This window comes from Streptomyces sp. NPDC006332, assembly GCF_040612855.1.
Taxonomy (GTDB): domain Bacteria; phylum Actinomycetota; class Actinomycetes; order Streptomycetales; family Streptomycetaceae; genus Streptomyces.
Genome location: NZ_JBEXRA010000092.1, coordinates 1 through 19,905 on the forward strand (window position 1 = coordinate 1; position 19,905 = coordinate 19,905).

The window sequence follows — 19,905 nt, forward strand, 5'->3', positions numbered from 1 at the left end:
CAAGACGTCGCGATGCCTCCCTCAACCCGAGCGAAACCATGCCTGACCAGCAGGAATCAAGGGATCACGTTCGGTTGAGATACGGCTTCTTAGCCCAGCGCTAAGCGGCAACGCGGTCGACCCACCTCCACGCGAGTTCCAGGACGGCCGCCGCCACCACCGAGATGCCGACCGCCAGCCACGGCATCGTCACCCCGACCAGCTTCAGCGCGAAGAAGTCCTGGAGCGACGGCACCACCAGGACCACCAGGAACGCGGCGCCCATCGCCGCGACCAGGGCGATCCGCCACCAGGTGTAGGGGCGGGCGATGATCGCCAGCACCCACATGGAGATCAGGAAGAGCGTCAGCGTGGCGGCGCTGGTCTCCGCGTCCAACGCGCCGCTGCCGGTGTAGTGGTGACGGGCGATCAGATACGTCACGAAGGTCGCGATCGCCGCCACCACCCCGCCGGGGATCGAGTACCGCATGACCCGCCGGACGAAGTGGGGCTGGGCCCGCTCCTTGTTGGGCGCCAGGGCGAGGAAGAACGCCGGGACGCCGATGGTCAGGGTGGACAGCAGCGTCAGGTGACGTGGCAGGAAGGGGTACTCGACCTGCCAGCAGGCCACCAGGACGGCCAGCAGCACCGAGTAGACCGTCTTCACCAGGAATAGGGTCGCCACCCGCGTGATGTTGCCGATGACCCGCCGGCCCTCCGCGACCACCGAGGGCAGCGTCGCGAAACTGTTGTTCAGCAGCACGATCTGCGCGACCGCCCGGGTGGCCTCCGACCCCGACCCCATGGCCACGCCGATGTCGGCGTCCTTCAGCGCGAGTACGTCGTTCACGCCGTCGCCGGTCATCGCGACCGTGTGCCCGCGTGACTGCAGCGCGCCCACCATGTCCCGCTTCTGCTGCGGGGTGACCCGCCCGAACACGGTGCCCTCGTCGAGCGCCGCGGCCATGCCGTCCCGGTCGCCGGGGAGCCGGCGCGCGTCCACCGTGGCGCCACTCAGCCCGAGCTTGGCGGCCACCGCGCCCACCGACACCGCGTTGTCCCCGGAGAAGACCTTGGCGCGGACGTCCTGCTCGGCGAAGTAACCGAGCGTGTCGGCCGCGTCCGGCCGCAGCCGCTGTTCCAGTACGACGAGCGCGGCGGGCCGGGCACCGGCGGCCACCTCGGCATCGCCGAGGTCGCGGACGGCCCGGGCCAGCAGCAGCACCCTCAGGCCCTTCTCGTTGAGGCGCTCCGTCTCGGCGAGGTCGGGATCGTCGTCGGTCAGCAGCACGTCCGGCGCGCCGAGCAGCCAGGTACTGGTCTCCCCGTTCCCCTCACGGAAGGAGGCGCCGCTGTACTTGCGGGCGGAGGAGAACGGCAGTGACTCGGTGCAGCGCCAGTCCTCGACGTCCGGGTAGGCGTCGATGATCGCCTTCAGCGAGGCGTTCGGCCGGGGGTCGGACGCGCCGAGGGCGCCCAGCACCTGTCGTACGTACGACTCGTCGTCGCCCAGCGCCCGCACCTCGGTGACGTCCATGCCGCCCTCGGTCAGTGTGCCCGTCTTGTCGAGGCAGACCGTGTCGACGCGGGCGAGGCCCTCGATGGCCGGGAGTTCCTGCACCAGGCACTGTTTCCGGCCGAGCCGGATGACGCCGATGGCGAAGGCGACGGAGGTGAGCAGCACCAAGCCCTCCGGGACCATCGGTACGATCCCGCCGACCGTCCGCGCGATCGAGTCCTTGAGGTCGTTGTTCTTGACGAACAACTGACTGACGACCAGGCCGATCGCGGTCGGGACCATCATCCACGTCACGTACTTGAGGATCGTGGAGATACCGGAGCGCAGCTCGGAGTGGACGAGGGTGAACCGGGAGGCCTCCTCGGCGAGCTGGGCGGCGTAGGCCTCGCGCCCGACCTTGGTCGCCGTGAAGGCGCCCCCGCCGGCGACCACGAAACTGCCCGACATGACCTGGTCGCCCGGCCGCTTCACCACCGGATCGGCCTCGCCCGTCAGCAACGACTCGTCGATCTCCAGACCGTCCGCCTCGACGCACACCCCGTCCACGACGGCCTTGTCCCCGGGCCCGATCTCGATGAGGTCGTCCAGCACGATGTCACCGGTGGCGACCTGGGAGGCGACCCCGTCCCGCCGTACGGTCGGCCGGGCCTCCCCGATCACGGCGAGCGAGTCCAGGGTCTTCTTCGCCCGCCACTCCTGGACGATGCCGATACCGGTGTTGGCGAGGATCACGAACCCGAACAGGCTGTCCTGGATGGGCGCGACGAACAGCATGACCAGCCAGAGCACACCGATGATCGCGTTGAACCGGGTGAAGACGTTCGCACGGACGATCTCGGTGAGGGACCGGCTGCTGCGCACCGGCACGTCGTTGACCTGACCCCGAGCCACCCGCTCCGCGACCTCGGCGGCACTGAGACCGGTCACCGCCGGGGCCGCCGTGGTGTGCGCAGGGTGGACTTCGGCGCCCGCGTCCATGTGCGTCATGCATCCGACGGTACGTGCGGATTTACGCGTTCACCCGCCGAGTGGGCGGAAGATCCGACTTGCGGAGGAGAGGGGCGGGGGCGAGTGATGCCCTGGTACTACACGGCCACGCCCACGGGCCCGCACGGGCCGCCGGTCACTCCGCCGCGGTGACCGGCGAGTCCTCGGCGGCCGACCGCTTGATCGCCGCGTCCCGCCGGCGGACGTACCAGATGCCGATGAATCCCAGCCCGCCGCCGGCCAGGCAGGTCCACAGCCACCAGGTGTGGCCGTGGTCCTCGAACCAGCCGTAGAAGGGGAGCTGCACCAGGAAGAGGACGAACCAGAGGATGGTGCCACCGACGATGGTGGGCACGATGGGGCCCTCCAGGGGCTCCGGAGCCTCGTGCTTGAGGGATCGCGTGGAAAACACGGACATGGGGACAGCTTACGGCCCCCTCTCCGCCCCTTCTCTTCTCGCATCCGCGCGTATTCCCAGGTCTATCTACGCGCGGAGATGGCTTTCCATCGATCATGTGTTCATACTGAACCCGTTTGTGTCCGGACACTTCTCTTCGTACGAAACACCAAAGGCGCTGGGGGAAAGCCGCTGGTGATGAGGTCTCGCATGCCCACCCCGGCCCCCGCCAAGGTCCCCACGCCCCGTCAACCGGGCGGCACGCCCGCGTACGGCGCCCTCGACCGTTACTTCAGGATCACCGAGCGGGGCAGCACCCTGCCCCGGGAGATCCGCGGCGGATTCGCCACCTTCTTCGCGATGGCCTACATCATCGTGCTGAACCCGATCATCCTCGGCAGCGCCAAGGACATGTACGGGCACCAGCTCGACAACGGGCAACTGGTGACGGCGACGGCCGTGACGGCGGCGTTCACCACCCTGCTGATGGGCGTCGTCGGCAACGTGCCGATCGCGCTCGCCGCCGGACTCGGTGTGAACTCGGTCGTCGCCCTCCAGCTCGCCCCCAGGATGTCCTGGCCGGACGCGATGGGCATGGTGGTGCTGGCCGGCCTCATCGTGATGCTGCTGGTCGCCACGGGCCTGCGTGAGCGCGTCATGAACGCCGTGCCCTACGGCCTGCGCAAGGCCATCTCCATCGGTATCGGCCTGTTCATCATGCTGATCGGCCTCGTCGACTCGGGCTTCATCTCCCGCATCCCGGACGCCGCCCACACCACCGTCCCGCTCCAGCTCGGCGGCGACGGCCACCTGGGCGGCTGGCCGGTCCTCGTCTTCGTCCTGGGCGCCCTGCTCACCCTCGCCCTCATCGTCCGCAAGGTCACCGGCGCGATCCTGATCTCGATCGTCACGATGACGGTCCTGGCCGTGATCATCAACGCGGTCGTGACGGTGCCGTCCTGGGGGCTCACCACCCCCAAGTGGCCCGGCAACCCCGTCGCCACCCCCGACTTCGGTCTGATCGGCAAGGTCAGCCTCTTCGGCGGCTTCGACAAGGTCGGCGTGCTGACCGGCGTCCTGTTCGTCTTCACCGTGCTGCTGTCGTGCTTCTTCGACGCGATGGGCACGATCATGGGCGTCAGCGACGAGGCCAGCCTGACAGACGCCCAGGGCCAGATGCCCGGCATCAACAAGGTCCTCTTCGTCGACGGCATCGCGGTCGCCGCGGGCGGTGTCAGCAGTTCCTCGGCCACCACCTGCTTCGTCGAGTCCACCGCCGGCGTCGGCGAGGGCGCCCGCACCGGCTTCGCGAACGTCGTCACCGGCGGCCTGTTCGCCGTGGCGCTGTTCCTGACCCCGGTCGCCACCATGGTCCCGTCCCAGGCGGCCACCCCGGCCCTGCTCGCGGTCGGCTTCCTGATCCTGGCCGGCTCGGTCAAGGAGATCGACTGGGCCGACCACACCATCGCCATCCCGGCCTTCGTGACCATGGTGATGATGCCGTTCACCTACTCGATCACCAACGGCATCGGCATGGGCTTCATCACCTTCGTGGTGCTGCGCCTGGCGGCCGGCCGGGGCAAGGAGATCCCGGCCGCGATGTACGTCGTGTCGGCCGTGTTCGCCTTCTACTACCTGATGCCGGCCCTCGGCCTCACCTGATCCGTCGGGCCTCACGCGATCCAGAAGCACCTCACGTGACGCCGTAGAACTTCTCCGTCTCCTCGACGGCCGCCTGGAACCGCTCGTCGAAGTCGTCGCGGACGAGCGTCCGGATCACATAGTCCTGGACGCTCATCCCCCTCTTCGCCGCGTGGTGCCGGAGCCGTTCGAGCAGCTCCCCGTCGATCCGCAGGCTGAGCACGCTGGTCCCCATGACATGAGGGTGGCGGCACATTCCCACTGGCGTTCACTTTCCGCCGCCGCGTCACTCGTAAGGGTGACGGTCGGGTTGAGTGGCCCGTGTCACGGGAATTGCCGTGCTCCCAGCTTGTTTAGCCAGAGTAATGAGTTACGCTAAAGAGATGCCGGACCTAACCCATGGCGACGACGCTGCCGCCGTGAACTCCCTTCGCTCCGCCGTGATGCGCCTGTCACGTCGACTCAAGCACCAGCGGGTCGACGAGTCGCTGAGCCCCACCGAGATGTCGGTGCTCGGCACCCTGTCCCTGTGCGGCCAGGCCACCCCGGGCGAACTCGCCCGCAAGGAGCACGTCCAGCCGCCGTCGATGACCCGGATCGTGGCGCTGCTCGAAGCAAAGGGGCTGGTCCGTCTGGAGCCGCATCCCGAGGACCGCCGCCAGAAAGTCGTCACGAAGACCGAGCAGGCCGAGGCCATGCTCGAAGAGAGCCGCCGCAAGCGGAACGCCTTCCTGGCCACCCTGGTCGACGGCCTCGACGAGGACGAGTGGGCGAAACTGCGCGCCGCCGCCCCCGTGCTGGAGAAGCTCGCACACCGCTAGGCAGCGTTCACGAGGAGGCGAGCACTTTTGAGTACGGGACCCGGAGCAGATTCCGTCCCCGCACCGACCACCCACGACACCCCGACCGCCCACGACTCCCCGACCGCTCCTGAGCCCCGGGCCACCGAGCCCCCGGCCACCCCCGGGCTCTCCCCCCAGGCGCCCGCCGCCCGCCCCGCCCGCAAGTCCTCGATGTTCAGCTCGCTCAAGGTCCGCAACTACCGGCTCTTCTTCCTCGGCCAGGTGGTCTCCAACATCGGCACCTGGATGCAGCGCATCGCCCAGGACTGGCTGGTCCTCAGCCTCACCGGCTCCTCGACCGCCGTCGGCGTGACGACGGCCCTGCAGTTCCTGCCGATGCTGCTGTTCGGCCTCTACGGCGGAGTCCTGGTCGACCGGCTGCGCAAGCGCCCCACGCTGCTCGTCACCCAGGCGGCGATGGCCCTCACCGCGATCGCGCTGGCCCTGCTCACCCTCTCCGGCCACGTCCAGGTCTGGCACGTCTACCTCGCCGCCATCACCGTCGGCCTCGCCACGGTCGTCGACAACCCGGCCCGCCAGTCCTTCGTCTCCGAGCTGGTCGGCACCGGCCAACTGCAGAACGCGGTCAGCCTGAACTCCGCGAACTTCCAGTCGGCCCGCCTGGTCGGCCCCGCCGTCGCCGGCCTGATGATCACCGGCGTCGGCACCGGCTACGCGTTCCTCGCCAACGGCCTGTCCTTCGTCGCGCCCATCGCCGGCCTGCTGCTGATGCGCGCCCGTGACCTGCACGTCGTCGAGCGCGCCCCGCGCGCCAAGGGCCAGCTGCGGGAGGGCCTGCACTACGTCGCCGGCCGTCCCGACCTGATCTGGACCATCGTCCTGGTCGGGTTCATCGGCACCTTCGGCTTCAACTTCCCGGTCTACCTCTCGGCCTTCGCCGACGACGTCTTCCACGCGGGCGCCGGGTCCTACAGCCTCTTCAACACGCTGATGGCGATCGGTTCCCTCGCGGGCGCCCTGCTGGCGGCCCGGCGCGGCACCACCCGGATGCGGGTGCTGATCGCGGCGGCGGTGGCCTTCGGCACGATGGAGCTGGTGGCCGCGACGGCCCCCTCGCTGTGGCTGTTCGCCCTGCTGATGGCCCCGATCGGGATGTTCGGCATGACCGTCAACGTCACCGCCAACACCAGCATCCAGATGACCACCGACCCGGCCATGCGTGGCCGCGTGATGGCCCTCTACATGATGGTCTTCCTCGGCGGTTCACCCGTGGGCGCACCGATCGCCGGCTGGGTCACGGACGCGTACGGCGTCCGGGTGGGCATGGCGGTGGGCGGCGCCATCGCGGCGGCCGCGGCCGTCACCATCGGCCTGGTCCTGGCCCGGGTGGGCAACCTGCGCCTGACGGTGGGCTGGAACGGCGGACATCCGAGGGTCGCCTTCGTGCCACGGGAGCGGGAGGAGCTGGCAGCGGCGGCGTAGCCCTCCAGGGCCTTAGTCGCGGGGAAAGTCGTCGGTCTTGAGGGTGAGGCCGACGACGGTGCCGGTGAGGTCCACGTCGTCTCCGAACGAGACCTTCGTCTCGATCGCGTAGTCGCCGTCCTTGGGGTGGACGTAGAGACGGCACTTGCCCTGATACGGGTCGGCGATGAGGTACACGGGGACTTCGGCCAGCGCGTACGCGGTCTTCTTGGGGCCGTAGTCGTTGGCGGCCGTGCCCCGGGAGATGACCTCGGCGACGAACTCGACGTCCTCATGCCGCCAGCGTCCCTCGTCGTCCTTCACCGCCGAGGCGCTGAGCAGGGCCACGTCCGGGCAGAAGCCGTTCTCGTGGCCGGGGAAGTCGATGCGTACGTCCGAGAAGACCTTGGCATCCATCCCGAACCGGTCCTCGACGGCCCGTACGATCCGGCGAATGATCTGCCAGTGGGTGTCGCGCTGCGGCGTCATATGAACGTTGCCCCCGACGATCTCGACCCTGAAGCCCTCGGGGACGGGCATCCGCTCAAGCCGCTCGAACCACTCGTCCAAGCGCTTGGTATTGGCGTCGGCCATGGCGATCCTGTCGTCTACGACGGTCATCGTGGCGCTCCTACCCGGCTGCCCTGCGGGCGGGTGCGGCCGCGCGGTACAACGATACGCACGGTGACCAGGACCCGCCCGGACGTGCGGGCACGGCAGGCAGACTGGCCCCATGAGACTCTTCGCCGCCGTGCTGCCCCCCGAGGACGTGACCAGTGAACTCGCCGCCGCTGTGGCCGAGTTGCGGAAGCTCCCCGGCGCGGACGGCCTGCGCTGGACCGGGCGCCCCGGATGGCCCCGCGGCGGAGCCGCTAATTGGCACTTCACGCTCGCCTTCTACGGGGAGGTGGACGACGACCTCGTACCGGAACTGTCGGCGCGGCTGGAGCGGGCCGCGCACCGGACCGCGCCCTTCCCGCTGGCGGTGCGCGGCGGTGGGCAGTTCGGGCACGGGCGGGCGCTGTGGGCGGGTGCGGAGGGTGATGTGCCCGCGCTGCGGCTGCTGGCGGACCGGGCCGAGTCGGCGGCGCGCAAGGCGGGCGTACCGATGGGGGAGCACCGCCGGTACAAGGCCCATCTCACGGTGGCCCGCAGCCGCGAGGCAGTGGACGTCCACCCCTACCTGGACGCCCTGAAGGGGTTCACCAGCCGCACCTGGACGGTGGACGAGCTGACCCTGGTCCGCAGCAACCTGCCGACCTCGGGCGTGCCGGGCGAGCAGCCGCGCTATGAGACGGTCGGCCGCTGGTCCCTGGAGGCGGCCGGTTAGGCTCGAAGGCGTGGACCCGAAAACCCGGAACCGGATCATGGCCGGTGCGCTCGTGCTGATGTTCGTCGTGGTCGCGGTGGCGGCGGCGATCGGGAGGTAGTTCCCGACCACCGCCGGCCGACAGCCCCGAGGGCCGACAGCCCCGAGGGGCTGTCGCCTACCAGGCGAAGGCCTCCGGAGACGGCCCCGGACCGGGGAAGATCTCCTCCAGGCCGGTCAGCAGTTCCTCGCTCAGCTCCAGCTCGACCGCGCGCACGGCGGAGTCGAGCTGCTCGGCGGTGCGCGGACCGACGATCGGGCCCGTCACGCCGGGGCGGGTGAGCAGCCAGGCCAGCGCGGCCTCACCCGGCTCGACCCCGTGCTTCTCGAGCAGGTCCTCGTAGGCCTGGATCTGTGCCCGCTTGGTGGGGTCGGCGAGGGTGTCCGCGGCCCGCCCGGAGGCGCGACGCCCACCCTTGGCCTCCTTCTTGATGACCCCGCCCAGCAGCCCGCCGTGCAGCGGCGACCAGGGGATGACCCCGAGGCCGTAGTCCTGCGCGGCTGGGATGACCTCCATCTCGGCGCGGCGCTCGGCCAGGTTGTACAGGCACTGCTCGCTGACCAGACCGATGGTGCCGCCGCGCCGGGCGGCGATCTCGTTGGCCTGGGCGATCTTGTAGCCGGGGAAGTTCGACGACCCGACGTAGAGGATCTTCCCCTGCTGGATGAGGACGTCGATCGCCTGCCAGATCTCCTCGAACGGAGTCGAGCGGTCGATGTGGTGGAACTGGTAGACGTCGATGTAGTCGGTCTGCAGCCGCTTCAGGCTGGCGTCCACGGCACGCCGGATGTTCACGGCGGACAGCTTGTCGTGGTTCGGCCAGGAGGGGCCGTCCCCGGCCATGTTGCCGTAGACCTTGGTGGCGAGTACGACCTTGTCGCGGCGGCCCTCGCCCTTGGCGAACCAGCTACCGATGATCTCCTCGGTGCGGCCCTTGTTCTCGCCCCAGCCGTAGACATTGGCCGTGTCGAAGTAGTTGAATCCCGCGTCCAGCGCCGCGTCCATGATCGCGTGGCTGTCCGCCTCGTCGGTCTGCGGACCGAAGTTCATGGTGCCGAGGACGAGTCGGCTGACCTTGAGTCCCGTGCGTCCGAGCTGCGTGTACTTCATGGCCCCAAGCCAACGACTTGGAGTGCGCTCTAGGCAAGCAACCTTGAGTGCCTCAGTCCCGGGAGAATTCGGCCGTCCTGAGGACGAGGTCCACGATGGTGCCGGTGAGGTCGACGTCGTCCCCGAAGGGGACCTTCGTCTCGGTCGCGTAGTCACCTTTCTTGGGGTGGGTGTAGAGGTGGCACCTGCCCTGGTACGGGTCGACGACCAGGTAGAGGGGGATTTCGGCCTCGGCGTACGCGGTCTTCTTCGGGCCGTAGTCATTGGCGGCCGTACTCTTCGAGATCACCTCGGCGACGAACTCGACGTCCTGGTGGCGCCAGAGGCCCTTGTCGTCCAATTCGGCACCGTCGGCGACGAGCGTCACGTCTGAGGCGAAACCGTTGAGGTCGCCCGGGTAGTCGATGCGGACGTCGTGCAACAGGCGCTTGAGCGGGTACTTGGCGCGCAGCTGCTCGAGGATATCGATGGTGATGTTCCAAGAGGTGTCCCTCTGCGGCCACAGGAAGATGCTCCCTCCGACGATCTCGCTCTTGTAACCCTCAGGGGTGGGGCTCTCTTCAAGCCACTCGAACAGCGCGTCGAGGTATGGGCCGCCCGCACTGGCGCTGTTCTCGTTGCACTCGGCCATCTCGATCCTGTCTTCAGGGACGGTCGTCGTGGCGCTTCGCCCCGGCTGTGACCGGGGCGACTGCGGGCCGTAGGGTAAAACGATCTGCGCGGTGACCAGGGCACGCCCCGATTCGGTCAATCACATTCGGCCGGATACGGCCCCGCCAAGTCCCACGCCTGGTACATCGCGTCCGCGAACGCCGCCGCGATCTTGTGCTCGCCGCTCTCGTTCGGGTGCGTGCCGTCGTAGGTGTCGGTGTGGATGTCGTACGACGACGGGAGCGACGCCAGGAGCAGGGGGGAGCGCGGCTCGTCCAGGTCGGCCACGGTCTTCGCCAGCAGGTCGTTGAAGAGCGCGACCTGTGCCGCGAAGGCCGCGTCCGTCCGGGCCCGGATGTTGGGGATCACCGGCAGCAGGACGAGGCGTATGAGCGGGTTGGCCTCCCGCGCGCCCGCCACGAAGGCCCGGACGTTCTCCGTGGTCTGCTCGGCGTTCGTGTAGAAGCCCAGGTCGATCAGGCCGAGCGAGACGAGGAGGACGTCCGCCCCGGTCTCCCGTACCGCCCCGCCGATCAACGGGGCCATGTGCAGCCAGCCCTCGCCCCAGCCGGCCAGGTGTCCGCGCGGGAAGTCCGGGTCGGCGTACGCGTATGAGGTGGGGGCGTCCGTCTCCGTGTCGTGGAGCGTCTCACGCGGGCCGACCAGGGCGAACGGGCCGTCGTGGGTGGCCTGCAGGTGGCGCCACATCCAGTAGCGCCAGGTGTGTTCGCCCGCGCTTCCGATCGTCATGGAGTCGCCGACCGGCATGATCCTGAGCATCCGCTCATGATGGACGATCTCCGCGACGGGTGGGGTGCGCGAGCGTGTGAGGCCCGCCACGCGCCCGCACGCCCGGCTTGGGATGGCAGGCTTGGGCCATGCGTCGCTCCCTTGCGTTCCTTGCCGCGGGTTTCCTCGTCGGTGTGCTCGCCATGCCGGCCGCCGCCGCGGACGGAGACGAGGGGTTCACCATTTCGGACCCCCGTATCACCGAGTCCAGCGGACTCGCCGCCTCCCGGCAGCATCCCGGGATCTACTGGACCCACAACGACCAGGACACCGGCGCCTACCTGTACGCCGTCGACAGCGCCACCGGGAAGACCGTCGCCAGGATCACCATGGCCGGCGTCGGCACCCCGAGGGACGTCGAGGCGATCGCCATGGGCCCCGACAACGAGCTCTGGGTCGGTGACATCGGGGACAACGACGGGGTGACCTGGCCCTACGTCTGGATCTACAAGCTGCCCGAGCCGAAGGTCCTCAAGGACCAGACCGTCAAGGCCACCCAGTACGTGGTGAAGTACACCAACGGCTCCCGCGACGCCGAGTCCCTCCTGGTCCACCCCAAGACCGGGCGCGTCTACATCATCGACAAGCAGGAGGACGGCGGGCACCTCTACGAGGGCCCCGCCACCCTCTCCTCCTCGGGCCCGAACCTCTTCAAGCCGGTCAAGCCCATCGACCTGTGGGCCACCGACGCCGCGTTCTCGCCGGACGGCCAACGGCTCGTCGTACGCGGGTACTTGGGCGGTCTCTGGTACGACTGGAACGACGGCGACCTCAAGCGCGGCGGCCGGATCAGCGTGCCCCTCGGGCAGGGGGAGTCGGTCTCCTACTCGGCCGACGGCAAGAAGATCCTGCTCGGCATGGAGGGCGCCGACAGCGAGGTGGAGGCGCAGGACGCGCCCGGTGACTCCGACGCCAAGTCCCCCTCGGAGGACGGGAGTTCCGGCACGTCCGACGGTGGCGGCGTGGTCACGAGCGGCAACGTCAAGGTCGGCGCGATCGCGGTGGTCGCGGTCGTGGCCCTCTTCGGGCTACGGCGACTGTTCCGCCGTTCCTGAGTCCGCGTCACGTTCGTCGACGAATACCTGGCCGCACACAAGGTGACGTCGGCTCTCTTGACGTGTCCATGTGAACCTGACTTCCATGGGAGGTGCGGGGGTGGGAGCGCTCCCACCCGTTCCGGGCCCGCGCCTCCCGAGAGGAAGCAGCGACATGTTCCGCAGCTTGCGAAGAGCGCTGTGCGCGGCGGCGGCCGCGCTCCTGTTGCCACTGGGGGCCGGCGCGCAGACGGCCCACGCGGCCCAGCCCGGTACCCTGCGAGCGGCCGAGGCCGGCGCCGGATACTGGCACACCAGTGGCCGTCAGATCCTGGACGCGGCCGGTCAGCCGGTCCGGGTGGCCGGGATCAACTGGTTCGGGTTCGAGACCGGCAACCACGTCGTCCACGGGCTCTGGTCACGCGACTACAAGAGCATGATCGACCAGATGAAGTCGCTCGGCTACAACACCCTGCGCATCCCGTACAGCGACGACATCTTCAAGAGCTCCACCGTCCCCGACAGCATCGACTTCTCCGGCGGCAAGAACGCGGGCCTGCAAGGGCTCAGCTCGCTGGGCGTGATCGACAAGATCGTCGCGTACGCCGGTCAGGACGGCCTCAAGGTCATCCTGGACCGGCACCGCCCGGACTCCGGCGGCCAGTCGGCGCTCTGGTACACGGCGGCGGTCCCCGAGTCGACGTGGATCACCAACCTCAAGTCCCTGGCGGCCCGGTACCAGGGCAACCCCACCGTCGTCGGTATCGACCTGCACAACGAGCCCCACGATCCCGCCTGTTGGGGCTGCGGCGACACGACCAGGGACTGGCGGCTGGCAGCACAGCGTGCCGGGAACGCCGTGCTGTCCGTCAACCCCGCGCTGCTGATCTTCGTCGAGGGCGTGCAGACCTTCAACGGTGTCTCCGGCTGGTGGGGCGGCAACCTGATGGGTGTCGCCCAGTACCCGGTGCAACTCGACGTGGCGAACCGGGTCGTGTACTCCGCCCACGACTACGCCACCAGCGTCGCCCAGCAGAGCTGGTTCAGCGACCCGGCGTTCCCGAACAACATGCCGGGGATCTGGGACAAGTACTGGGGGTACATCTTCAAGCAGAACATCGCGCCCGTGTGGGTGGGCGAGTTCGGGACCACCCTCCAGTCGGCGGTGGACCAGAAGTGGCTGGCCGCGCTGGTGAGTTACCTGCGGCCCACGTCGACGTACGGCGCGGACTCCTTTCACTGGACGTTCTGGTCCTGGAACCCCAACTCCGGTGACACGGGCGGGATCCTGAAGGACGACTGGCAGACCGTGGACACCGTGAAGGACGGGTACCTGGCGAGCGTCAAGGCGCCGGGGTTCCCGGCCGGGGGAAGCGATCCGGGCGGTCCCGGTGACCCCGGCGGTCCGGGAGGGGGCACGGCCGCCTGCACCGCCGCGTACACGGTCAGCAGCGACTGGGGCGGCGGCTTCAACGCCGAGGTCAAGGTGACCAACTCGGGCACCACCGCGCTCAAGTCCTGGAAGGTGACCTGGACCTGGCCCGGCTCGCAGAAGATCACCAGCATGTGGAACGCGGCGTACACCCAGTCCGGAGCGAGCGTGACCGCCGTCAACGCCGATCACAACGGGGCGGTCGCGGTGGGCGGTTCGGCGAGCTTCGGGCTCGGGGGCGCGCCTGGGGGTGCGGGTGTGCCGAGTGTGAGCTGCACGGCGACGTGAGAGAAGCCCTCAACTGAGACGAGTCAGCGGTGTGTTCATCCGTCCGGGTGATCACGCGGCCGTACGACCATGGATCGTGTGTTCTCCCGGTTACTTTCCGTTGCATGGTCAGCTCACCACACGACGCGATGCACCGGATTTTCCGGGAGGACCCGGGGCTGTTGGCCCGCATCCTGCCCCGGGCGGGCATCTCGTTCCCCGAGTACACCTAGATCGATCTCCTGGACACCGATCTCACCGAGATCAAGCCGATGGAGCGTCGAGTGGACAGCATCTTCCGGGTCCACGTGCCCGACGACGAAGGCGGCTTCCTGCTCGCCGTGGAGTCGCAGGGCAAGCCGGACCCGGACAAGCGCAACAGTTGGACGTACTACTTGGCGCACATGCACGCCAAGTACAGGTTGCCGCCTTTTCTCGTGGTGCTCTGCAGGGACAAGGCGACAGCCGCGTGGGCGGCGGAGCCCATCCGGATCGGGCGTCGCTTCCACACCAGCATGCTCGTGTTCCCGCTGGTGCTCGGGCCCGGGAACCTGTCCGTGATCACCGATCCGGACGAGGCCGCGGAGGACGTTCCACTCGCCGTGTTCTCCGCGTTCGCTCACGCCAAGGACCCGGGTCTGCCTGCGATACTGGAGGCGCTTGCGGCAGCGTTGGCAGGCCGGGATGAAGGCAGTGATGACTGGGCGGAATACGTCGAGATCGGTCTGGGTGATGGCCCGGCCCGTGACCTCTGGAGGCAACTGATGTCCACCTACACCCCGAACTTTCCCGGCAGCGGCACGATCGTGGAAGAGGCCTGGCTTGCGGGGCGTGCCAAGGGCGAGGCCGATGGCCGTGCTGAGGGGCGGGCTGAGGGTCGTGCCGAGGACATCCTCAAGATCCTCGGCACGCGCGGCATTGAGGTCTCCGCCGCGGTTCGGGACCGGGTGATGGGCTGTACCGATCTGGACGTGCTGGGAGCCTGGCTCGGCCGCTCCCTCAGCGTGACGAGGGCCGAGGAACTGTTCGTCGAGGAGTAGGACCGAAGGGCGTCCTGTGTACCGCTCGATCGATCGGAGGCAACTGATGTCCACCTACACCCCGAACTTTCCCGGCAGCGGCACGATCGTGGAAGAGGCCTGGCTCGCGGGGCGTGCCAAGGGCGAGGCCAAGGCCATCCTCCATATTCTCGGCGCGCGCGCCATCGAGATCTCCGACGCAGCCCGGGACCGGGTGATGGGCTGTACCGATCTGGACGTGCTGGGTGCCTGGCTCGGCCGTTCCCTCAGCGTGACGAGGGCCGAGGAACTGTTCGCCGAGGAGTAGGACAGGACCGACGAAGGGCGCCCCGTGGTACTCCGCGGGGCGCCCTTTGGCGGTTACCCCAGATACGCGGGGGCCACGGCGGAGGTCATCAGGCGGTGGGACGTGCCCGTGCCGCCCGCGGGGACGGTCCACAGGTCCGAGCCGTAGTCGCCGGGGAGGGCGTAGACGAGGGTGGAGTCGTCGGCCCAGAGGGCCTGGTCGTCGATGTTGCGGTGTTCGGCGGTGGGTGTTTCCCGCATGGTGCGCAGGTCGAGGAGGTACAGGCGCCAGGGAGCGTCGGGGGAGGCCCCGCGGACACGTTTCTTGTAGGCGATCCGGGTGCCGTCGGGTGAGAGGGAGGGGCACTCGACGTTGCGGTGCAGTGTGGTGAGGGTGCGGGCGGTCACGTCCCCGCGGACGAGATACGTCTGGCCGCCGGTCGCCAGGGTGGCGTAGAAGTGGGTGTCGTCGGCGAAGGTGACGCCCCAGACGTTGGTGTCGGCGGCGTGGTAGGGGCGGCCGTCCTTGGTGATGTGGAAGGTCTCCAGGTTGTCGTCGATCGCCCAGGTGCGGGTGTCGACGATGGCGGTGCGGGTGGAGAAGTCGGTGCCGGCGTACGAGTCGCCGCTGACGAAGACCGTCCAGGCGACCAGGTGGCCGGAGGGCGAGACCCGGGCCCGGGTGGGGATGCCCGCCGCCGGGAAGTGGTGCACCTCGTGGAGGTGGGAGTCGAGGACGACCGCGCGGTAGCTGTCCGACAGCGCGCCGTGCACGGCCTGCAGACAGACCGCGGTTCCGGCAGCCGCGTGGAAACGCAGGCACTTGACGCCCGACGCGGTGCGCGGTCCGCGCGGATCGTCGGCGGGGACGGAGGCTATCTCGTCGCGGTGCGGGCCCCAGGCCAGGTTGCGGACCAGCAGCCGTCGGCCGGTCGTCGGGCGCAGCGAGACGGTACCGGCCCGTACGGTCGGGCCGTTCGCCTGCTGCCGGTCACGCAGGTCGGACCGGTGGGCGGCGTGCAGCACGGCCCCGGTACCGACCGCCCCGAGCAGCAGGACGGCGACCAGCAGGAACGTCAGCCGGGCGGTTCTGGTCACGAGGACACCTCATGGGCCTCATGGGCCTCATGGACCTCATCGGCCTCATGGGCCTCATCGGCCTCATGGGCGGTATGGAGAAGGAAGGACGCCACTACGGCGCTGACGGCCAGCGCGGCGGCGGTGACGGCGAGGGCGGTCCGCCCGCCCCACAGGCTCCAGGCCGCGCCGAAGGCGAGCGAGCAGCCGAACCGGGCCAGCGCCTGGCCGGTGCCCACCAGCGCCTGCCCGGCGCCCTGGTGGCGTGCCGGGACGGCTCCCGCGGTGGCGGCCGCGAGGACGCCGTCGGTGGCCGCGTAGAAGGTGCCGTGCAGGACGAGGACGGCGAGCACGGCCCAGACGCCGTGCCAGGGGGAGAGCACCAGGCCGTAGCCGAGCAGCAGGACGCCGTGGCCGGCCAGGAAGAGCCGGCGGCGGTCGACGCGGTCGGCGAGCGCGCCGAGCGGGACGGCCAGCAGCAGGAAGACGGCGGCCGTGCCCAGCGGCAGCAGCGGGAACAGGTGGGCGGACAGGTCCCCGTCGCGTTGCAGGAGGAGGTAGAGGAAGGAGTCGCTGACGGTGGTGAGACCGAGGAGCGCCGCGCACAGGGTGAGGCGGCGCAGTTCGGGCCGGCGCAGCAGGGCGAGGGAGTCGCGCAGGGCCGGGGGCCGCTCGGGCAGGGTCACGGCGCCGGCGGGGGTGATGTGCCGGGGCACGAACAGCAGCAGGACCAGGACACCGAGCGCGGCCACGCAGCCGCTGACCGCGAAGACCGCGTCGTAGCCGTCGACGGTGGCCCGCAGTACGGCGAACGCGACGAGCGGCCCGAGCAGCGCGCCGGTGGTGTCCATGGCGCGGTGCACCCCGAACGCCCGTCCCCGGTGCTCGGGCGCGGTGGACAGCGAGATCATCGCGTCCCGGGGGGGCGGTACGCAGCCCCTTGCCGGTGCGGTCGACCGCGAGGACGCCGCTGAGCACCGGGAGGGTGTGGGCGAGCAGCAGCAGGGGCTTGCACACCGCCGAGAGCCCGTAGCCGAGGCCCGCCACCACCTTGTGCCGACGTCCGCCCCGGTCGGCGAGATGACCGCCGGCCAGCCGCACCAGGGCGCCGACGCCGTTGTTGATGCCGTCGAGGACACCGAAACCGAGTGGGGACAGGCCGAGGGCGGTGACCACGTACAGCGGCAGGACGGCCGTGACCATCTCCGAGGAGACGTCCGTGATGAGGCTGACCGCGCCCAGGGCCAGCACGGTGTGGGGCACGGCGGCCGGCCGTCGCCCCGGACGGGGGTCCGGGGCGACGGTGGCCTTCGTACCGCGGGAGTCCGCGAGGTACACCGGCGTCAGTTCCAGATGCCGGTGATGTCGGCCGCGGAGGCGGCGTTGCCCGCGTGCGCGGTCAGACCGGCCAGGTCCTCCACGGTGCGCAGCACGTTGTAGTGGTTGTAGGTGGTGGCGCTGGAGCTGCCGGGGGTGACGTGCTGCCCGTACAGGACCGTGGGGATGCGGTTGCCGGAGAGCTTGTCGTCCTCGTCGAAGGTGACGGCGAGGACGCTGTTGTGGGTCTTGGCCCAGGTGGCGTAGGCGCCCAGGTTGTTCTTGATCCAGGTGTCGCCCGTGGAGACCGAGCAGTCGTGCATGTCGCTGCACAGGTTCGGGGTGACGAAGGAGACCTTCGGCAGGGTCGTGTAGTCGGTCGGGAACTGCGTCATCGTCTTCGCGGTGCTGGTGGGCACGTTGGAGAAACCGAACCACGGGTTGTGCTTCTGCGCGTAGTCGCCGCTGCTGCAGGTCGTCGAACCCTGGCTGGGCAGCGACTCGTTGTAGCTCGCCCAGGTCTTCCCGGCGGCGATCAGCTCGGAGGCGAGGTTCGGCTTGTTGATGGAGCCGACGCTGACGCAGCTGTCGTCGGTGCGGCCCTGGTTGGAGCCGGAGAACAGCATGTAGTAGTTCGGCTCGCTGGGGTGGGTGAGGCCGTAGGACTGGGTGAGGTTGGCGCCACCCGCCTTGAGGGTGTTGTTGAGGTAGGGGGCGCTGGAGCTGCCGATCACCTGCGAGTAGGCGTGGTTCTCCATCACGACGACCACGACGTGGTCGGGGGTGGGGAGGGTGGCGGCCTGAGCGGTGGTGCCGGTGGCGGCCCACAGGCCGATGGAGGCGGCGGTGAGGGCGACGGCTCCGGCGAGCGAGGCGAGGGGGCGTCTGCTGGGCTTGGCGGCCTTGACGGCGGTCATACCTGTCCTCCGGACAGCGGTGACGGACGTACGGGGGGTTGCAGCTGTTGTCACTGGAGCACGATCGGGTTCGTTTAAGTGAGCGGTAGTGAGTCCCGGCACCGCCTGAGCTTGAGTGGCACTGCGGTGGCTGTCTGTGGTGGAACAGAAGTTCCTGCATCGAATGCGTGACCTCTGCTGCGGGGTGCTCGTTGGATGCGGTGACAGGTTCTTCGGATGGTCTGGGCCGGCGGGGGGTGGTGGGGTTGGGCGGGTTGCGGGAGGTGGCGGCGTCGTTCGTAGTGCCCCGTCCCTCTGGGGTGGCGATCCGGGCCAGGCTGCGGGTGTCGCAGGTGGATGCGGCGGTGCTGGCCGAGGTGGGGGTGTTTCTCGGCTCGTTGGCTGCGAGGGATCTCGCGGTGCGTTCCGGGCAGGGGCTGGAGCACGATGCCGGCGCGTGGGCGGTGCGCAAGCGGGAGCTGACGGGGCTCTCCTCGGCCAGGTGGGCGGGCAGTATCACCAAGGCCACGCATGACCAGTGGGCACTGGCGAGGCGCGGACAGGCGGCCGAACGTGCGTGGCTGCGCAGGCAGATCGCCTCGATTGAGGCGAGGCTGGCGCGCCCGCTGGGCGCGAAGGCGGACAAGCGGGCAGGACTGGCACGCGGGTACGGTTCACGGTCGCAGTGGCATGCCAAGTCCCGGCGCCTGCATGCGCTCCAGTCCCGTCTGGCGGGGGTGGAGGCGGACTGGGCGGCGGGCCGGGTTCGGGTGGTGCGCGGCGGGAAGAAACTCGCGCACCTGCGCCACCACCTGGACCAGGCGGGGCTGGATGAGCGGGCGTGGCGGGAGCGGTGGCGGGCAGCGCGGATGTTCCTTGCGGCGGACGGGGAGTCCGGCAAACGCTTCGGCAACGAGACCATCCGTGTCACCGACACCGGACAGCTGTCCCTCAAGCTCCCCGCCGCCCTGGCCCATCTGGCGAACGCCCCTCACGGCCGGTACGTGCTGGACGCGCGCGTGCAGTTCGCGCACCGGGGCGTCGAGTGGCTGGACCGGATCACGAACAGTCGGGCGGTGGCCTACCGCATCCACCACGATGTCTTGCGCGGACGCTGGTATGTGACCGCCTCCTGGCAGCACACCCCCGCCCCCGCCCTGCCCCTGCACGCAGCCCTCGCCCGGGGCGTGGTCGCCGTGGACATGAACGACGACCACCTCGCCGCCTGGCGCCTGGACGTCCACGGCAATCCGGTCGGTGAACCCCGCCGCTTCTTCTACGACCTGTCCGGCTCCGCCGCGCACCGCGACGCCCAGATCCGTCACGCCCTCAGGAGGCTGCTGCACCACACCCGCGCATGCGGTGCGGCGGCGGTGGCGATCGAGGACCTCGACTTCACCGACGGCCGCTGCCGGGAGAAGCACGGCCGCAACAAACGCTTCCGCCGTCTCATCTCCCGCTTCCCCACCGCGAAGCTGAAGGCGCGGCTGGTGTCGATGGCCGCCGAACAGGACATCGCGGTCGTGGCGGTCGATCCGGCCTACACCTCCCGATGGGGTGCCCAGCACTGGCAGCAGCCCCTGACCAGCAGCAATCGACAGGCTTCCCGGCACGATGCAGCGTGCATCGCGATCGGGCGACGCGCCCTTGGACACCCGATCCGGCGACGGGCGACACCGCCCTCACACGACCAGAGCGATCGTGCGGGGCATCGGACCGCCCAGGCCCCACCGGAGGCCCAAGGACGTGAGGGACCCCGCCCCCGCATCCCCGGATCACGCACCAGATGCGTGCCCCCGGACAGCGGAGCGAAAGCGGGCGACCAGAACACCCAACACCGTTCGGGGCGTTCGTCTGAGCAGGAGTCCTGG

At 69.6% G+C, this 19,905-nt stretch carries 17 protein-coding genes and 2 pseudogenes; 9 read left to right on the top strand and 10 right to left on the bottom strand.

The genetic code is table 11. The features are described 5' to 3' along the window. Window positions 1-100: 100 nt before the first annotated feature. Both ABZ027_RS41120 and ABZ027_RS41125 read right to left on the bottom strand, forming a co-directional pair. Window positions 101-2,485 carry a cation-translocating P-type ATPase gene (locus tag ABZ027_RS41120; protein ID WP_356777848.1) on the bottom strand — a complete coding sequence of 795 codons (2,385 nt, stop codon included), beginning with the start codon at window positions 2,483-2,485 and terminating at the stop codon, window positions 101-103. A 136-nt stretch (window positions 2,486-2,621) separates the two neighbouring features. After that, window positions 2,622-2,903 (bottom strand): DUF2530 domain-containing protein, encoded by a 282-nt coding sequence (locus ABZ027_RS41125; protein WP_356777850.1) that lies wholly within the window; start codon window positions 2,901-2,903, stop codon window positions 2,622-2,624. Window positions 2,904-3,092: 189 nt separating this feature from the next. Between ABZ027_RS41125 and ABZ027_RS41130 the strand changes: the two genes are divergently transcribed. Next, window positions 3,093-4,544 (top strand): NCS2 family permease, encoded by a 1,452-nt coding sequence (locus tag ABZ027_RS41130; protein ID WP_356777852.1) that lies wholly within the window; start codon window positions 3,093-3,095, stop codon window positions 4,542-4,544. 31 nt (window positions 4,545-4,575) lie between these two features. Here the strand turns inward: ABZ027_RS41130 and ABZ027_RS41135 are convergent, their stop codons facing one another. Then, the gene (locus ABZ027_RS41135) at window positions 4,576-4,758 is read right to left on the bottom strand and encodes a ribbon-helix-helix protein, CopG family (RefSeq protein ID WP_356777854.1); all 183 of its coding nucleotides are present in this window, start codon (window positions 4,756-4,758) and stop codon (window positions 4,576-4,578) included. Between the two features lie 148 nt (window positions 4,759-4,906). Here ABZ027_RS41135 and ABZ027_RS41140 point away from each other — a divergent pair, with 148 nt between their 5' ends. Together ABZ027_RS41140 and ABZ027_RS41145 are read left to right on the top strand one after the other, a co-directional pair. Next, window positions 4,907-5,344, top strand: coding sequence for a MarR family transcriptional regulator (locus ABZ027_RS41140; protein ID WP_356777856.1), 438 nt, complete (start codon window positions 4,907-4,909; stop codon window positions 5,342-5,344). Window positions 5,345-5,371: 27 nt separating this feature from the next. Continuing rightward, window positions 5,372-6,808 carry an MFS transporter gene (locus tag ABZ027_RS41145; protein ID WP_356777858.1) on the top strand — a complete coding sequence of 479 codons (1,437 nt, stop codon included), beginning with the start codon at window positions 5,372-5,374 and terminating at the stop codon, window positions 6,806-6,808. A 12-nt stretch (window positions 6,809-6,820) separates the two neighbouring features. On the opposite strand, the gene ABZ027_RS41150 is transcribed toward ABZ027_RS41145, so the two are convergent. After that, entirely contained in the window at window positions 6,821-7,408 is a 588-nt protein-coding gene (locus ABZ027_RS41150; protein ID WP_356777860.1) for a Uma2 family endonuclease, read from the bottom strand. Window positions 7,409-7,520: 112 nt separating this feature from the next. On the opposite strand from ABZ027_RS41150, the gene thpR reads away from it, so the two are divergent. Continuing rightward, complete coding sequence (gene thpR / locus ABZ027_RS41155; protein ID WP_356777862.1) at window positions 7,521-8,117, top strand: RNA 2',3'-cyclic phosphodiesterase; 597 nt, start codon at window positions 7,521-7,523, stop codon at window positions 8,115-8,117. Window positions 8,118-8,274: 157 nt separating this feature from the next. Here thpR and ABZ027_RS41160 read toward each other — a convergent pair whose 3' ends face one another. The 3 genes from ABZ027_RS41160 to ABZ027_RS41170 form a co-directional block, all read right to left on the bottom strand. Then, complete coding sequence (locus ABZ027_RS41160) at window positions 8,275-9,267, bottom strand: aldo/keto reductase (protein ID WP_356777864.1); 993 nt, start codon at window positions 9,265-9,267, stop codon at window positions 8,275-8,277. 52 nt (window positions 9,268-9,319) lie between these two features. Beyond that, window positions 9,320-9,898: a Uma2 family endonuclease gene (locus tag ABZ027_RS41165; RefSeq protein ID WP_356777866.1), complete on the bottom strand. Its 579-nt coding sequence runs from the start codon at window positions 9,896-9,898 to the stop codon at window positions 9,320-9,322. Window positions 9,899-10,014: 116 nt separating this feature from the next. After that, window positions 10,015-10,698 carry a GDSL-type esterase/lipase family protein gene (locus tag ABZ027_RS41170; protein WP_356777868.1) on the bottom strand — a complete coding sequence of 228 codons (684 nt, stop codon included), beginning with the start codon at window positions 10,696-10,698 and terminating at the stop codon, window positions 10,015-10,017. A gap of 98 nt (window positions 10,699-10,796) precedes the next feature. On the opposite strand from ABZ027_RS41170, the gene ABZ027_RS41175 reads away from it, so the two are divergent. The 4 genes from ABZ027_RS41175 to ABZ027_RS41190 all read left to right on the top strand — a co-directional run bounded on the left by ABZ027_RS41175 (window position 10,797) and on the right by ABZ027_RS41190 (window position 14,766). After that, entirely contained in the window at window positions 10,797-11,762 is a 966-nt protein-coding gene (locus ABZ027_RS41175) for a WD40 repeat domain-containing protein (RefSeq protein ID WP_356777870.1), read from the top strand. A 154-nt stretch (window positions 11,763-11,916) separates the two neighbouring features. Beyond that, window positions 11,917-13,461, top strand: a complete 1,545-nt coding sequence (locus ABZ027_RS41180) for a cellulase family glycosylhydrolase (RefSeq protein WP_356777872.1) — start codon at window positions 11,917-11,919, stop codon at window positions 13,459-13,461. 263 nt (window positions 13,462-13,724) lie between these two features. After that, window positions 13,725-14,480: a hypothetical protein gene (locus ABZ027_RS41185; protein WP_356777874.1), complete on the top strand. Its 756-nt coding sequence runs from the start codon at window positions 13,725-13,727 to the stop codon at window positions 14,478-14,480. Window positions 14,481-14,526: 46 nt separating this feature from the next. Beyond that, the gene (locus tag ABZ027_RS41190; RefSeq protein ID WP_356777876.1) at window positions 14,527-14,766 is read left to right on the top strand and encodes a hypothetical protein; all 240 of its coding nucleotides are present in this window, start codon (window positions 14,527-14,529) and stop codon (window positions 14,764-14,766) included. A 53-nt stretch (window positions 14,767-14,819) separates the two neighbouring features. Here ABZ027_RS41190 and ABZ027_RS41195 read toward each other — a convergent pair whose 3' ends face one another. The 3 genes and pseudogenes from ABZ027_RS41195 to ABZ027_RS41205 all read right to left on the bottom strand — a co-directional run bounded on the left by ABZ027_RS41195 (window position 14,820) and on the right by ABZ027_RS41205 (window position 18,055). Next, complete coding sequence (locus ABZ027_RS41195; protein WP_356777878.1) at window positions 14,820-15,842, bottom strand: TolB-like translocation protein; 1,023 nt, start codon at window positions 15,840-15,842, stop codon at window positions 14,820-14,822. Beyond that, window positions 15,839-17,159 (bottom strand): annotated as a pseudogene (locus tag ABZ027_RS41200) (MFS transporter). The gene ABZ027_RS41195 and the pseudogene ABZ027_RS41200 overlap by 4 nt, the downstream one beginning before the upstream one ends. A gap of 5 nt (window positions 17,160-17,164) precedes the next feature. After that, window positions 17,165-18,055 carry an alkaline phosphatase family protein gene (locus ABZ027_RS41205; protein WP_356777880.1) on the bottom strand — a complete coding sequence of 297 codons (891 nt, stop codon included), beginning with the start codon at window positions 18,053-18,055 and terminating at the stop codon, window positions 17,165-17,167. A 245-nt stretch (window positions 18,056-18,300) separates the two neighbouring features. On the opposite strand from ABZ027_RS41205, the pseudogene ABZ027_RS41210 reads away from it, so the two are divergent. Next, a pseudogene (locus tag ABZ027_RS41210) lies at window positions 18,301-19,905 on the top strand (IS200/IS605 family accessory protein TnpB-related protein); the annotation flags it as partial.